Origin of the sequence: Corynebacterium marambiense (genome assembly GCF_016342275.1) — a bacterium.
GTDB classification, from domain to species: Bacteria; Actinomycetota; Actinomycetes; order Mycobacteriales; family Mycobacteriaceae; genus Corynebacterium; species Corynebacterium marambiense.
Genome location: NZ_JAEIOT010000007.1, coordinates 569347 through 584103 on the forward strand (window position 1 = coordinate 569347; position 14757 = coordinate 584103).

Consider the following 14757-nt stretch of genomic DNA (forward strand, 5'->3'; position numbering starts at 1 on the left):
GTTCACAGCTGATCCTCCCGGCGCATACCTGCGCCGTGGTCCGGGCGTGTCGTTCCGGCGCGCCCGGCTGCGACATCGGCCGGAACGGTGTGTGCGCCCCACAGGACGGCGTATCTACCGCCACGCGCGATGAGTTCATCGTGGGTGCCCTGTTCCGCGACGGTGCCCCCGTCGAGGACGATGACGTTGTCCGCGTGGCGGATCGTGTGTAGCCGGTGTGCGACAACGATGACGGTGCGCCCACGGGTGAGCTCGTTCAGACCACGGTGCACGGCGGCCTCGTTGTCCGGGTCGGTGGCCGCCGTCGCCTCATCCAGAAGGAGTACGGGTCGGTCGGCGAGCAGTGCGCGGGCGATGGCGATGCGTTGGCGTTGTCCCCCGGATAGCCCGGCACCTGATTCACCGAGTACGGTCTCCAACCCCTCCGGCAGGCCTTCCACGAATCCGTCGACGGCGGCAGCATGTGCCACCGCGGCGACGGTGGCGTCGTCGGCATCGGGCCGGGCGAGGCAGATATTGTCGCGGATGGAACCGGCGATGAGGTACGGCTTCTGGAACACCGCCGCGACATGGCGCGACAGTTCGCCGGGTTCCATCTCGTCGACTGCGCGGCCACCTAGTCGGATCTTTCCGGAATCCGGGGTGTGGAAGCCCGCTATCATCTCGATGACCGTAGATTTTCCGGCTCCGGAGTCACCGACGATGGCGGTGACCGAACCTGCGGGAACGTGGAATGAGAGATTGTGGAGCACCTCCAATCCGGGTTCGTGAGAGAAGGACACCGAATCGAAGTCGACGGCGATTGGCCGGAGGTCTCCCGGCACCCGGGTTCGGGTCCCTGTGGCGCGGTGGCTGCCGGTGTCCGGGTCGGCGGCGAATTCGGTTTCTATGGCGGTCGCACCGGCGGCGAGCATCGGCAGCGCGACCATGCGTTGGAAGACTGTGACGAGTGGGACCGGGTAGGCCGGTCCGATGACGACGAACAGCAGAAACCCGGAGACGGTGAGGTCGCCGGTGTACAACAGCCACGTTCCCACCGGGGTGATGACCAGGACGGTGGATGCCACGAGACTCGAGAACGGGGATCCCCACCTGACGAAGGCGGCCCCCACTCGGACTGCAGCCGGGCGTTTTCACGGACTGTGTCTGTGGTCCGGCGGTGTTCCGCCCCAGTCCTGTTGAATACCCTGATGACGGGCAGTGCGGTCAGCAGGTCCAGCACCGCGGCCTCCATTGCGGTTCTCGCCTCGAGCCACCGGCCCATGCGGTGTCCATTGCCGCGGATCGCCCGCAACATCGTCGCGAAGGCCACGGGTACGAGCGCCACCGCAGCCACGGTCATCCGCCAGTCGACAGTGAACAGCCACACGGTCACACTGATCCACACGGTCACGGCCGCAGCAGTCTCTGGAATGACGTGGGCGATGAACAACTCCATTTTCTCGCAGCTGTCCAGCGCGAGGGTTTTGGCCGTCGAAGAGTGCCTCCGTTGGAGCTCACCGACCGGACGCCTCACCCACGCTCCGCCCAGGGCGAGCCTGATTTCGGCGATCGTATGGAACGCCACCAGGTGTGCCAGAGCTGTCGCAGCGGAGTAGGCCACCGCCCGCCCCAGGACCCCGACCCCGCATAGCACCACGTGACGCCACACGGTCGCCGGGTCCCCGTCACCGTCGACGATGACGACCACGACCCGCCAGATCGCCCACACCGAGAGCAGTTCACCGAATCCCGCGGCGATCCCCAGCGCGACCGCGCCGAGAAGCTGAGCGGTCCGCCCGGCGAGGTACCGGGCGAGAAGCAGGGGCGCAGCCCAGAAGTCGAGTCCACCCTGTTGTCGCCGCCGGGGGACTGATCTTTCTCGATACTCATGACGTCATGCTCTTTTCGTGTGTTCCATGTCGTTCTTCGTGTTTGTCCCCGTGGCGATAGCAACCAGCGCCGGACCTCCCGGCCGGATGCCGCTACTCCGGTTACCCCAAACGCCAACCACGGATTAACTGATGGATTTTGCGAAACCTAGTTGAAAATCCCTACCACCAACTAATGGTAATGTATTCCAACACCACCCGTCGTGAGATCAGGCCCGCCCATAGCCAAGCCTCGACTGAGCTAGGCGTGCCGTGTGTCCCCATCCGCCACGGAGCCGGAAAAACACCCGATCACGGAGCCGGAGCCACCTGCATTCCTCTGTCTCTCCGTCACACTCTTCAATGTCAGGAGCCCCCGATGAACACACCGTCCCGTCCCCGTCCCTCCGCGGACCACCACACCGAGGTCGCGGTCGTCGGGGCCGGAGCCGCCGGACTCGAAGCCGCGCTGGTGCTGGGCCGGCAACGTCGACGCGTCCTCCTCATCGACTCAGGTGACTACCGCAACGCCCGCTCCACCGGGGCACACATGTTGCTCGGACTCGACGGCACCCCACCGACGGAGATCCGTGACCGAGCGCTCGCCGACATCTCCGGCCTAGACACCGTCATCTACCTCCGTTCAACCGTCACAGCGGCACACCTCGACACGGAAGACGGCGAGGGTCGCACGGAGCCCACGGTGTCGCTGACACTCTCCGACGGCCGACGGATCACCGCACGACGCCTCATCATCGCGACCGGCCAACGGGACGTCACCCGGGACGCCGACGGCGTCCCCCTGATCAATGGCCTCGACCGAGGACACGGTATCTGGACCAGCCACTGCCCCTACTGCCACGGATGGGAGAACAGGGACACGAACATACTGGTGGTGCCGGTTCCGGGAGTCCCGGTCATCCGGACCGTCTACCAGGCCCTGTACCTGCGGGACCGGATATCTGATCGTGTCCGGATCATCGTCGACGCCGCGGAAGTGCCGGACGTATTCCGAGAGGCGTTGGCAGATGGCGGGGTAGGCCTCATCGATGACACCGTCAGCACGATGAGTGGTGACTCGGATGCGGTAAGCGTGCGAACGACGGGTGGGCACACCATCCGCGCCGACACGATTTTCGCCACACCACCGACGACAGCCGGATCCCCGCTCGGGGAAATGCTGGGTTTGCAGATGCAGGGACCGTGCATCCTCACCGACGCCCATCAACGGTCCTCGGTCCCACAGGTGTTCGCCGCAGGCGACGGCGCTGTGCGCCGAGGCGAACCCGAGCCGATGACCTTCGTCACCCAGGCAGCCGCACAGGGACAGCTCGCGGCGATCTGGGCCGACCAGGACCTGTTCTTCGCCAGACCCAGTATCCCGGCCCCTCCCGTCCTCCCTGAGACATCTCTCACCCTCCCGACAGCCACTGGCGAAATTCCCCTCATCCTCCGCGACTCCACCGAATGACCTCCCTCCGACGACCCGATCCACAAGGAGAATCACGTGCACAGACGTACCTTCCTCAAGTTTCTCGCCACAGCGACGGCGACCGCCACAACCAGTTTCTGGCTCGCCGGATGCTCGGACAACGGCAACAACGCCAACGGTGGCGCTTCGACAGATTCCAGCGCAACCGGTGAGGCTGTCCTGAAGACCCTGCGGGTCGCTGCGACAGGTGGCCCCGGTGAAGAAGTCCACCCGAGCAAGGCACTGCAGACCGCGACCTGGGCCGCGATCTACGCGGTGTTCGAGTCCCTGGTGATCCACACGGATTCCGACGCGCGGTACCAGCTCGCCGACACCGTCAAGTCAAACGATGACGCCACCGAGTGGACCGTGACAATCCGCGAAGGCGCGACTTTCTCCGACGGCAGCCCCGTCACCGCAGATGACGTGATGAAATCCGTGGCATTCACCACCCGAGACCCGATGAAGGCAGCGATCATCGCGGACATCGACACAGAAGCCTCCACGATCGTCGATGACCGGACGGTCACATTCAGACTGGCCCGCCCGCGCGCTGATTTCATCGAGTCGGTGCTCGGGATGGCAAGCCTCGTGTTCAAAGACGGCGACCCCGGCACCGGTATCGGTTCCGGTCCGTATGTTCTCGGCGCCGGGGATTCCGCGCAGGGATGGACACTCGACGCCAACCCACACTTCCCCGCCGACAGACGGGTGTCGGAAACCCTCGAGATACAGGTCATCGCGGATCCGGCGGCACGCACGCGGGCCGTCGAGTCCGGTGCGGTGGACATGGCTCTGAACCTTCCGCCCACCGCGGCACGCACACTCGACGAAAGCATGGTCTGGATACCCGGCCCATACGATTCGCGTCCGCTCCTGGTCGTGCTCAACACCCGCGTGGCCCCCTTCAACGACCCCGAGGTGCGGCATGCCGTGAAGATCGCGATCGACCGTGAGGAACTCGTCGCGCAGGCACTCGACGGCGCCGGTGAACCGGGCGCCGACGTTCCGGGTCTGGGCTTCGCGGATTACCCGGAGAAACTCACCCCGCCGAAGCGGGACGTCGGCAAAGCCGCCGCCATATTCGCGGAGAAAGGCATCCGTGAGCTGACGCTATTCACCGCGGACCTGGTTCCCGGAATGAACGACGGAGCCGATCTCATCGCCCGTCAGCTCGGGGACGCCGGTGTTACCGTCACCGTCGACAAACGTGATCCCGTCTCCTACTACGCCGACGTACCTGCGCTGCAGGAGCTCCCCATGTTCGCGAGCTACCTCGTCAACCGTTCCGTCCTCGCATCCCTCACGTTCATCACCGGCTCTCGGGCGGTGTTCAACCTGTCCGGGTTCGGGACCGACGGAGAGTGGGATGAAAGACTCTCGGCGACACTCGCGGAGACCGATGAGTCGGAGCGCCAGCGAATGCTGACGACCCTGGCCACAACAGTCAGTCGGGAAGGCGGCGACCTTATCTGGGCGTTCGCCAACTCCGTCAACGGTCTCGGGGAGGGGGTCCCGCCCGTGCCGGTGTCCTACTCAGTTCCCGTATTCACGGCGTGATCCGGCGACTACCCACTGCGGTACGCACCGTAATCCGATTCGCCACTGTGGTTCTGTGTTCCGGGTCAGTCGTTTTCCTGATCATGGTATGGCTACCGGGAGATGCGGCGACGGTCGCGGTGCACACACCGGACCCCGAACGGATCGCGGAATTACGCGCACAGATGGGAATCGACCAACCGGCAATCCACCAGCTCCTTTCCTGGTGGGGGGGACTGCTGCACGGTGAGGGCGGGACACTCCACGGGTCCGGGCGCTCAGTGTGGTCTGCGATCGAAATCCCCGTCCGCAACTCGGCGATTCTCGTGGCGTTCGCCTGGCCACTGCTTGTCATCCTGGGATGCACCCTGGGCATCGCTGCAGGGACAGCGGCCAGATCAGCCAGGGACATGGGGCTGTCCACGGGTGCACAGGCGACACTCGCGGTACCAGAGTTCGCCACCACGACCCTTCTCCTCGTCATCCTGTCGGGCATCCTGCATCTTGTCCCCGCCGTATCGCTGGTGCCACCGGGCGGGACCCCGTTGGACAGGCCCGAGGGACTGTTCGTGCCGGCACTGGGTATCGCCGTCACCGGCGGCGCCTGGCTGCAGCGCATGGTCCGCGCTGCGGTCGCCGACGCGCACGTGCTCCCCCACGTCGCCGCGGCACGGCTCTCCGGTATGCACCCACTCGCAGTGTTGATGCGGCACACGCTGCCCGCGGCGTCCGCACCGGTGGCCCAAGCCTGCGCGGCGACCATTCCGTACGCGGTGACGGGGACCGTCGTGGTAGAGAACGTGGTCGGATTCCCGGGAATCGGAACGCTGGTGGCGAACCTCATAGCGAACCGGGAGGCCGAAGCCACAGCAACCGTGACCGTGCTCCTCGCGGTGATCACGATGGCCGCTTTCCTGGTCGCGGACCAGAAAATCACGGATGTAGGGTCACCATGAGATCACCGGTGCCGTACGGTCCCCGCAGAGCTGACCGCCGGACCGCCACGGTGATGTTCTCCGTGCTCCTGCTGACAGTCTGGGCGGGTGCGGTGCTCACCGCGCTCGCCGGTCCTCTGATTGCCCATGTTCTCGGGCTTCCTGATCCCGCGGAGCCCGTCGCCCGCCCCTTCACCGCCCCGGGACCGGGTCATCCGTTGGGTACCGACCGTGTGGGCAGAGATGTCCTCGCACGACTCTGCATGGGCAATATGGTCCTGGTGATTCCCCCTGCCCTGGCTGCAGCGGCGTCGACCATCTCAGGCACCGCGGTCGGGCTAACGGCCGCTCTGTGCCCCCGGCTGAGACCCTGGATCAGATTCCTGACAGACACGCTGCTCGTCGTCCCGCCGATGATCATGCTCCTGGCAGTCATCTCGGCGAACGGAGTCGGACTTCCCGGTGTCACCCTCATGGCCGTAATCCTCTCTCTTCCCCTGTCCTCACGGTATCTGGAAGCCGCGGCGAAACCCGTCGTCTCATCCGGGTATGTCGAAGTCCGGCGAGCCACAGGGGTACCGTTTCCTGTGGTCGTCATCGGTGACGTCCTCCCCGCGATGCGTCGCGCCCTGTTCGCCGATCTCGGCATCCGTTACGTGGGCGTGGTGTTCCTGACGGCGACCGCAGCATTCCTCGGTGCGACGGTCGGTACCGGCACCCGAACCTGGGCCTCGATGGTTCCGGAAGCCCTGTCCGGGCTGGCGTTGAACCCGTGGGCGGCGGCAGCCCCGGTCCTGCTGATCATCGCTCTCACCACCCCACCGGCGATCCTGATCGACATCATCACCGGAAGTGGACGCTGATGGACATCATCGTTTCCGGGCTGACTGTCAGCGCACGGGCAAGCACGGTGCTCGACGGGGTGGACCTCCGGATGGACGCAGGGGAAATCACGGCGCTGCTCGGTGGATCAGGGACTGGAAAGACAACACTCGCCCACGCACTTCTCGGGCACATACCCCGGGGACTGACCGTGACAGCCGGTGACATCTCCTGTGGCGGCACGAACCCCCTGAAACTGTCCGGACGCAATCGGCGGGCTTTCCTACGACGTGCCGCTTACGTTGACCAGGACCCGGGGGCGGCACTCCCTCCCACGATGTCCGTCCGCGACATCATCAGCCAACGACGTGCATTGGGAGCTGGAAGCGCCCGCCCGGGAGACGACCGGATCCGCGAACTGCTGTCCGACATGGGACTCGGCGACACCGCGGAGATCCTCGACCGGACACCCGGCCAGCTATCGGGTGGACAACGGCGCCGGGTGGGGGTGGCCGCGGGAATAGCCTCCGGACCTGAACTGCTCATCGTCGATGAACCCACCGCCGGCGTCGACACGGCCTCCGTTGCCGCCGTCATCGACACCATCCGGAGGGCCGTCGCCTGCACCGGAGCCACGTCACTGATCATCACCCACGACACCGAGGTGGCCGCGGCACTGGCGGACCGCACGGTGCACCTCGAACGGGGCATCATCCGCGCCGGGCCAGCATCTCCAGCCATCACATCCACCAGAGACCTGACGCATCTGATGGATCAGACAACCACGGTCACTGATTCCCCGGCGCCCACCCACGGTGGTCTCCGAGCCACCGGTCTCTCCGTCGGATGGGCCGGAGGGCCAGTGACCGTCCCCGTCGATTTCACCGCACCGCACGGATGTCTCACCGTCATCTCCGGACCCTCAGGATCAGGGAAATCGACGCTATTGCGCACGCTGCTCGGTCTGCTCCCTCCCCGGACCGGATCCGTGGACCTCGACGGCACACCGCTCGCCCCCGTGTCGAGGCGACGACCACGATCGGTTCGGAGGTGTTTCGCCTGGATACCGCAGGAGTCGGAACTCGCGCTGAATCCCTCTGCGCCGGTCGCCCGGGCACTTCGTGTCACCGGGGCACCACGCGCAGAGATCGACGCTGTCCTCGCCATGCTCGATCTCGGAGACGTCGATGTCGCACGGGTGAAACCCGGTGACCTGTCGGGAGGCATGAGACAGCGGGTCTGCGTGGCGGCGGCGCTGCTCGCCCAGCCGGACGTCCTCGTGGCCGACGAGCCGACGTCAGCTCTCGACGGTGCGAGCGCCGAGCTGGTTCTTACCGCGCTGCGCCACTGCAGTGAGCGGGGAGCCTGCGTGGTCGCGGCCAGCCACGATCCAAAGCTGCTGGAACTCGCCGATCGGGTGGTGCGTGTCTCCGACGACCGTGTCCCACCGACTATCGCCAGCTAACCCAGGATCCCCGGCCCCATCGTGGCCTTCAGGTCACCCATGAGGTTGCCGTCACGGTTGACCCGCAGATGCTCCCCGAGGATCATCACCGTTGATTCATCGCCGTCAACCAGGTTCAGGTACACGTCCGAGTCGCCCTTGTTCGCCATGAGCACCTGCTTGAGCTTCGCGATGGTGGGCATGGTGCACTGGTCGGTGCGCAACGTCAGCCGCAGGGGAAGCCCGGCGCCGTTTCCCGGCCCGAGATCCGGGGTCTTCAGGTCGTCGCAGAACAGGCTAGTGCGGTCGTCCCGAATCGAGATGTGGGCCTTGGCGAGAATGATGTTGTCCTCCACGATCTGGGGCGCGACCAGTGCGTAGACCTTGTTGAACACGAGCAGCTCCACGGAGGCCCCGTTGTGGTCCTCCACGGTGACGATCGCCCACGGGGAACCGTCCTTCTTGGAGAAGCGCCGGTCGACGGCGGAGATGATCCCGCCGATCTTGACCTCGGCCTTGTTCTTCAGTTCCCCAGCGAGGATCGTCGTGAGCGGGGTGTCGGTCTGCGCGGCCAGTGCCTGCTCGAACCCGTCGAGCGGGTGCCCGGAGACGTAGAGGCCAAGCATCTCGCGTTCGAGGGCGAGCTCGTGCTTGCGTTCCCACTTCTCGTCCGGAACCTGCACCGCGAAAGCGTTGGCGAAGGTCTCGTCCTCTCCCCCGAGACCGGCGAAGAGATCGAACTGACCCTTGTCCGCCGCTTTCTTCGTGGTGATGACGGAGTCCACGGCCTCTTCGTGAATCAGCATCAGCCCCTTACGAGGATGCCCGAGGGAATCGAAGGCGCCGGCCTTGATGAGGGACTCGGTGACCCGCTTGGAGCAGGGGCCTGTTTCGATCTTGTCCAGGTAGTCGGAAAAGTTCGCGAACGTGCCCTTCTCCTTGCGGGTCTTCACGATGGATTCGACGACGTCGGCACCGACATTGCGGACCGCCCCGAGACCGAAGCGGATGTCCTCGCCAACGGACTGGAACGTGAGCTGAGACTCGTTGACGTCCGGGGAGAGCACGCGGATACCGAGGTGACGACAGTCGGAGAGATAGATCGCCGATTTGTCCTTGTTGTCTGCGACGGAGGTCAGCAGAGCGGCCATGTATTCGGCGGTGTAGTTGGCCTTGAGATACCCGGTCCAGAAACTGACCAGACCGTAACCGGCGGCGTGTGACTTGTTGAACGCGTACGCCGCGAACGGCTCGATGGTGTCCCAGAGCTTCTTGATCGCCTCATCCGAGTAGCCGTTGGAACGCATGCCCGCCTGGAAGTTCACGAACTCCTTGGCCAGCACCTCGGGCTTCTTCTTACCCATGGCCTTACGGAATCCGTCGGCCTGGCCGGCGGTGTAGTTCGCCAGTTTCTGGGAGATACGCATGATCTGCTCCTGGTACACGATCAGACCGTAGGTGTCCTCCAGGATCTCCTTGAGCGGTTCCTCCAGCTCGGGGTGAATCGGGGTGATTGGCTGGCGCCCGTTCTTGCGGTCCGCGTAGTCCCAGTGCGCGTTCATTCCCATCGGGCCGGGGCGGTAGAGCGCGAGAGCGGCGACAATGTCGTCGAAGCCGGTGGGCTCCATCCGCTTCAGCAGTTCGCGCATGCCGCCGGAGTCGAGCTGGAACACGCCGAGGGTGTCGCCGCGGGCGAGCAGCTTGTAGGTCTCCTCATCATCGGTGGTGAGTGCCTCGAGGTCGATGTCGATACCCCGGTTGGCCTTGATGTTCTCGATGCAGTCACCGATGACGGTGAGGTTGCGCAGCCCCAGGAAGTCCATCTTCAGCAAGCCGATGGCCTCGCAGGAGGGATAGGGCCAGCCGGTGATGATCGCGCCGTCCTGGGCACGTTTCCACATCGGGATGCAGTCGAGCAGCGGGACACTCGCCATGATCACGGCGCAGGCGTGAACGCCGGCCTGGCGGATGACGCCCTCGAAACCACGTGCGGTGTCGTAGATGGCGCGCACGTCGGGGTCGTTCTCGATGAGGGTGCGCACCTCCTGCGCCTCCCCGTAGCGCTCGTGCGAGGGATCCATGATCCCGGACAACGGGATGTCCTTGGCCTGCTGTGCCGGAGGCAGGGCCTTGGTGATCCGGTCGGCGATCTGGTAACCGGGCTGACCGAACTGCACGCGGGCGGAGTCCTTCAGCGCCTGCTTCGTCTTCACGGTGCCGAAGGTGATCACCTGCGCGACCTTGTCCTCACCCCACTTGTCCGCCGCATATCGGATCATCTCACCCCGGCGACGGTCGTCGAAGTCAATGTCGATGTCGGGCGCGGAAGGACGTTCCGGATTGAGGAACCTCTCGAAGAGCAGATCGTGCTCAATGGGGTCAATGTTGGTGATCGTCAGGGCGTAGGCAACCAACGAACCGGCTGCGGAACCTCGACCTGGCCCGACCCGGATTCCCACCGAGCGGGCGTGCTTGATCAGCTCCGCGACGATGAGGAAGTAGGAGGGATAGCCCTTGCCGTCGATGACATCGATCTCGTAGGTCGCCCGATCCAGGTACTCCTGCGGAACCTGACCACCGTTGAAACGTTCCTTCAGTCCTCCCATCACCTCGTGGGTGAGCCACGAGGTGGGGGTGTACCCGTCCGGAACCGTAGCAATCGGCATGCGGTCGTGAGTGTGCGGCGTCCACAGTTCGCTGTAGTCCTGGACCCGCTCCGCGATGAGCAGGGTGTTGTCGCAGGCCCCTGGGACGGTGTCATCCCACATGGAGCGCATCTCCTCGGCGGATTTGATGTAGTAGCCGTCACCGCCGAACTTGAACCGGTCCTCGTCGTGCAGAGTCTTGCCGGTCTGCACGCAGAGCATCGCCTCGTGGGCTTTGGCCTGGTCCTTGACGACGTAGTGGCAGTCGTTGGTCACCAGCGGCGGTAGGTCGAGGCGTTTACCGATCTCCAGTAGTTCGCGCCGGACCCGGGTCTCGATGTCGATCCCGTGGTCCATCAGCTCGAGGAAATAATTGTCTTTGCCGTAGATGTCCTGCCACATCGCCGCGGCCTCGAGAGCCTGGTCGAACTGCCCCAGGCGCAGACGGGTCTGAACATCGCCGGACGGGCAGCCGGTCGTAGCGATGATGCCGGTGGCGTTCTCCGCGATGAGGTCGGCGTCCATGCGGGGCCACTTGCCGAGCTGCCCCTCGTAGGACGCCATCGAGGACAGGTAGAAGAGGTTGCGCAGCCCGGCGGCGTTCTCCGCGATCATCGTCTGGTGCAGGTACGCGCCGGAGGCCGAGACATCGTCTGATTTCTGGTGGGGTTCTCCCCAGCGGACACGCTGCTTGTTGAACCGGGATTCCGGGGCGAGGTAGGCCTCGATCCCGATGATCGGCTTGATGCCTGCATCGGTCATGGCGTGGTAGAACGCATCCGAGCCGAACATGTTGCCGTGGTCGGTCATGCCGACCGCAGGCATCTTCTGTCGGGTGACCTCCTCGGCGAGCAGGTCCACCTTGGCCATGCCGTCGAGCATGGAGTATTCCGTGTGGTTGTGCAGGTGTACGAAGGAGGAACCGCTCATGGCCGCTTAGTCTATCCGCCGGGAGGGGCCCCGGCGAGGGCCCCAGGTCACGGCCCCACCCCGTGGGTGACAACGGTGTCATTCGCCGATCCACGGGACATCCGTGGGCTACCGGAGCCGACACGGGTAGTGTGTTCCGAATGATATTCGGGGTTCTCGCTTACCTGCTCTGGGGTTCCTTCGCCGCCTACTTCCCGCTGCTGAAACCCGCCTCGCCGCTGGAGATCCTGGCACACCGCATCGTGTGGACCGCGCTCGTGATGTTCCTCGTCCTCGGTGTGACCCGCGGCATCCCGGTTCTGCGTCGGGCGGACCGCAGGACCTGGGGGACCATCGCCGGCGCAGCGGTGCTCATCGCACTGAACTGGCTGGTCTACGTCATCGCGGTCAACACCGGACATGTATCGGAGGCGGCTCTAGGCTACTTCATCAACCCCCTCGTCAGTGTTGCGATGGGCATGATCTTCCTGAAGGAGCGGCTGCGCCCAGCGCAGAAGGTCTCGGTGGCGATCGCGGTCGTCGCGGTGCTCATCCTCACGATCATCGGCGGCGAGCCGCCACTACTCGGTCTGACGCTCGCGGTGACCTTCGGAGCGTACGGGCTGCTGAAGAAGCGGGTTGGTGTCCCGGCGGCGGCCTCACTCGCCGGCGAGACCCTCGTCCTTCTCCCCCTCGCAGCCGGGTACCTGGTGTTCCTCGGCATCCGCGGTGGGGGTACCTTCACCGGCCACGGCACGGGCCACACGTTGATGCTGATGAGCACCGGGATCGTCACCGCCGTGCCGCTGCTGCTGTTCGGGATGGCGGCCAGCCGCATCCCGCTGGCGACGATCGGGATGCTCCAGTACATGACCCCTTCGATCCAGATGCTGTGGGCAGTGCTCATCGTCGACGAAACCCTCTCCCCCGTGCGGTGGGTGGGGTTCTGCATCATCTGGGTCTCGGTGGCGATCTACCTCGGCGACCTCGTGGCGCAGCAGCGGTCCAGACGTCGCGGGGCTGCCGCCGTGGAGGATGTCACTCCGGTCTGACCACCGGCCGCACCCCGATCCGGCCCCACGCCGCGTCCGGGGGCAGCACCTCGACCGCGAGCACCTCAGGTTCCTCCGCGAGGATGCGGAGGACCGTCCCGTCGTCCCAGACGACCACACCACGCAACCGTCGATCGGGCAGAGTACCGCCGTCACCGAGGGAGTGGTCAATGAGGTTCAGGGTGCGGTCGAAGACATCTTCCCGCCCTTCCGCGCCGGTGGGTTCAGGCAGCGCGACGGGGACCGCACCATCCAGGACGAGTGCGTTGACCCGCCCGATGTCGGCTTGCTCGAGGATCCTCGCGGCGTCGGCGGCGGGCTGCAGGTCGTAAAATGTCACGAGAGCGAATCCCTCGTCATCATCCGGGGCCGCCGCGAGACTCTCTGCGGCCCGTTCCCGGTAGTCGTCCAGGGATTCACCGTGATCCCGTCCGAGGACGTCGCCGTTGACGGGCATCGGTTTCGCTACCCGGTCCGAGGTGGACAGCCAGGCGACAGTCCCGAAGAGCGCGGCAATGCTGATCACCGCGACACCGGTCCGGATCCGATCCACGTCCATGCCCACTACCTGCCTCCCGATGTCTTCTATGCCTGGCGCAGGATGTCCAGCGCGTGCTGCAGGTCATTCGGATACGGGGAGACGATCTCCATCGCCCGGCCGTCTGCGGGGTGGATGAACCCGAGAGACACCGCGTGCAACCACTGGCGGTCGAGCCCCAGCCGTTTACTGAGATTCGGGTCCGAGCCGTACATCGGGTCGCCGCAGCAGGGATGGTGCAGCGCGGAGAAGTGAACCCGAATCTGGTGGGTGCGGCCGGTCTCAAGGTGGACGTCGAGGAGCGATGCCTCACGGAACGCCTCGATCGTCGAGTAGTGGGTCACCGAGTGCTTGCCGTCGCTGCGCACGCAGAACCGCCAGCCCGCCGACGGATGCCTGCCGATGGGCGCCTCAATGGTGCCCGTCGACGGATCGGGGTGGCCCTGCACGAGCGCGTGGTAGGTCTTGGTGACGGTGCGGTCCCGGAACGCACGCTTGAGGTGTGTGTAGGCCCGCTCGCTGGCGGCGACGACCATGACCCCGGAGGTACCGACATCAAGACGCTGCACGATGCCCTTGCGTTCCGGTGGTCCCGAGGTGGAGATCCGGAAACCGGCGGCGGCCAGTCCACCCACCACGGTGGGCCCCTCCCAACCGACGGTCGGGTGCGCGGCGACGCCGACGGGCTTGTTCACCGCGATGATGTCGTCGTCGGAGTAGAGGATGTCCATGCCCTCGACGAGTTCCTCCCTGGGCAGCAGGGGGCGCTCGGGCTCGGGCAGCGTGACATCGAGCCAGTCCCCGGCCGTCAGTCGGTCGGATTTCCCGACCGCACGCCCACCGACGAATACGTCACCGGCCGCGGCAAGGTCGGCGACCGTGGTGCGGGACAGTCCGAGGAGCTTCGCCAGTCCAGCGTCGACGCGCATTCCGGCGAGGCCGTCCGGGACGGGGAGTTGGCGGGAGGGGCGGGTCATGCGGCCACCTCCGTGGCCCGCGACTCGGCGCGGGCGTCCAGCAGCGTGGACAGGAGGAACACGACGACCCCGACGGTGATGCAGGAGTCCGCCACGTTGAACACCGCGAAGTCCCCCACCGAGATGAAGTCGACGACATGCCCGACGAAGAATCCGGGGTCCCGGAACAACCGGTCAGTGAGGTTGCCGGCCGCACCGCCGGCAACGAGTGCTAGGCCGAGGGCCGCGAGCCGCCCGTCCACCCGGGGCGAGTGCCAGAGGATCCCCACGACGAAGATCAGCTGGATGGCGGTGAACACCCACGTGAACGAGGTTCCGAAGGAGAACGCCGCCCCCGGGTTGAACACCAGGTGGAACCGGAACCAGTCGCCGATGAGTGGCACGACCTCGCCGGGTTCCATTCCGGCGAGGATCAGGGCCTTGGAAAGTTGGTCCACGGCTGCGGCAACGACGATCACCACGATCGTGAACACCAGACATCCCTTGTTTCGTCTCGCCTTGTCAGTCGCCTTGTCAGTCACGCTGACCATCTTCCCCCAAAACCGCCGCAAAACCCACTCGATCGCCGTCCGGCC

The 14757-nt window shown here is 65.5% G+C and carries 12 protein-coding genes and 1 pseudogene; 7 read left to right on the plus strand and 6 right to left on the minus strand.

All coding sequences use genetic code 11. The annotated features are described in order from the left end of the window. Positions 1 to 2: 2 nt before the first annotated feature. Both JDV76_RS12585 and JDV76_RS12920 read right to left on the minus strand, forming a co-directional pair. Complete coding sequence (locus tag JDV76_RS12585; RefSeq protein ID WP_248140793.1) at positions 3 to 1067, minus strand: ABC transporter ATP-binding protein; 1065 nt, start codon at positions 1065 to 1067, stop codon at positions 3 to 5. 122 nt (positions 1068 to 1189) lie between these two features. Continuing rightward, positions 1190 to 1711: pseudogene (locus JDV76_RS12920) on the minus strand (ABC transporter transmembrane domain-containing protein); the annotation flags it as partial. Between JDV76_RS12920 and JDV76_RS12595 the strand changes: the two are divergent. The 6 genes from JDV76_RS12595 to JDV76_RS07650 all read left to right on the plus strand — a co-directional run bounded on the left by JDV76_RS12595 (position 1640) and on the right by JDV76_RS07650 (position 8082). Beyond that, complete coding sequence (locus JDV76_RS12595; protein ID WP_232958965.1) at positions 1640 to 1855, plus strand: hypothetical protein; 216 nt, start codon at positions 1640 to 1642, stop codon at positions 1853 to 1855. The pseudogene JDV76_RS12920 and the gene JDV76_RS12595 sit on opposite strands and share 72 nt — an antisense overlap. A 374-nt stretch (positions 1856 to 2229) precedes the next feature. Continuing rightward, positions 2230 to 3321, plus strand: coding sequence for an FAD-dependent oxidoreductase (locus tag JDV76_RS07630; RefSeq protein ID WP_198736247.1), 1092 nt, complete (start codon positions 2230 to 2232; stop codon positions 3319 to 3321). Between the two features lie 36 nt (positions 3322 to 3357). Beyond that, entirely contained in the window at positions 3358 to 4881 is a 1524-nt protein-coding gene (locus JDV76_RS07635) for an ABC transporter substrate-binding protein (protein ID WP_198736248.1), read from the plus strand. Further along, the gene (locus JDV76_RS07640; protein WP_267173631.1) at positions 4878 to 5816 is read left to right on the plus strand and encodes an ABC transporter permease; all 939 of its coding nucleotides are present in this window, start codon (positions 4878 to 4880) and stop codon (positions 5814 to 5816) included. Before JDV76_RS07635 ends, JDV76_RS07640 begins: the two co-directional genes overlap by 4 nt. After that, positions 5813 to 6658, plus strand: a complete 846-nt coding sequence (locus JDV76_RS07645) for an ABC transporter permease (RefSeq protein WP_232958967.1) — start codon at positions 5813 to 5815, stop codon at positions 6656 to 6658. The genes JDV76_RS07640 and JDV76_RS07645 overlap by 4 nt, the downstream gene beginning before the upstream one ends. Continuing rightward, positions 6658 to 8082: an ABC transporter ATP-binding protein gene (locus JDV76_RS07650; protein WP_198736249.1), complete on the plus strand. Its 1425-nt coding sequence runs from the start codon at positions 6658 to 6660 to the stop codon at positions 8080 to 8082. Before JDV76_RS07645 ends, JDV76_RS07650 begins: the two co-directional genes overlap by 1 nt. Here JDV76_RS07650 and dnaE read toward each other — a convergent pair. Beyond that, on the minus strand, positions 8079 to 11636 hold the full coding sequence (dnaE, locus tag JDV76_RS07655) for a DNA polymerase III subunit alpha (protein WP_198736250.1): 3558 nt from the start codon (positions 11634 to 11636) through the stop codon (positions 8079 to 8081). The two genes, JDV76_RS07650 and dnaE, sit on opposite strands and share 4 nt — an antisense overlap. A 140-nt stretch (positions 11637 to 11776) precedes the next feature. Here dnaE and rarD point away from each other — a divergent pair, with 140 nt between their 5' ends. After that, positions 11777 to 12667: an EamA family transporter RarD gene (gene rarD, locus JDV76_RS07660; RefSeq protein WP_198736251.1), complete on the plus strand. Its 891-nt coding sequence runs from the start codon at positions 11777 to 11779 to the stop codon at positions 12665 to 12667. Here the strand turns inward: rarD and JDV76_RS07665 are convergent. From JDV76_RS07665 to lspA, 3 genes are read right to left on the minus strand one after another with little or no spacing between them, the layout of a single operon-like run. After that, entirely contained in the window at positions 12654 to 13226 is a 573-nt protein-coding gene (locus JDV76_RS07665) for a hypothetical protein (RefSeq protein WP_198736252.1), read from the minus strand. The genes rarD and JDV76_RS07665 overlap by 14 nt on opposite strands. A gap of 26 nt (positions 13227 to 13252) precedes the next feature. Further along, on the minus strand, positions 13253 to 14182 hold the full coding sequence (locus JDV76_RS07670) for an RluA family pseudouridine synthase (RefSeq protein WP_198736253.1): 930 nt from the start codon (positions 14180 to 14182) through the stop codon (positions 13253 to 13255). Continuing rightward, a complete protein-coding gene (lspA, locus tag JDV76_RS07675) occupies positions 14179 to 14712 on the minus strand; it encodes a signal peptidase II (RefSeq protein WP_198736254.1) in 534 nt (177 codons plus the stop codon). The genes JDV76_RS07670 and lspA overlap by 4 nt, the downstream gene beginning before the upstream one ends. Positions 14713 to 14757 lie beyond the last annotated feature (45 nt).

Bases quoted from the DNA above. Each gene is read 5' to 3' on its own strand.
- JDV76_RS07630 (WP_198736247.1), top strand. From the start codon at position 2,230: ATGAACACACCGTCCCGTCCCCGTCCCTCCGCGGACCACCACACCGAG.
- JDV76_RS07645 (WP_232958967.1), top strand. From the start codon at position 5,813: ATGAGATCACCGGTGCCGTACGGTCCCCGCAGAGCTGACCGCCGGACC.
- JDV76_RS07650 (WP_198736249.1), top strand. From the start codon at position 6,658: ATGGACATCATCGTTTCCGGGCTGACTGTCAGCGCACGGGCAAGCACG.
- dnaE (WP_198736250.1), bottom strand. From the start codon at position 11,636: ATGAGCGGTTCCTCCTTCGTACACCTGCACAACCACACGGAATACTCC.
- rarD (WP_198736251.1), top strand. From the start codon at position 11,777: ATGATATTCGGGGTTCTCGCTTACCTGCTCTGGGGTTCCTTCGCCGCC.
- JDV76_RS07665 (WP_198736252.1), bottom strand. From the start codon at position 13,226: ATGGACGTGGATCGGATCCGGACCGGTGTCGCGGTGATCAGCATTGCC.
- JDV76_RS07670 (WP_198736253.1), bottom strand. From the start codon at position 14,182: ATGACCCGCCCCTCCCGCCAACTCCCCGTCCCGGACGGCCTCGCCGGA.
- lspA (WP_198736254.1), bottom strand. From the start codon at position 14,712: ATGGTCAGCGTGACTGACAAGGCGACTGACAAGGCGAGACGAAACAAG.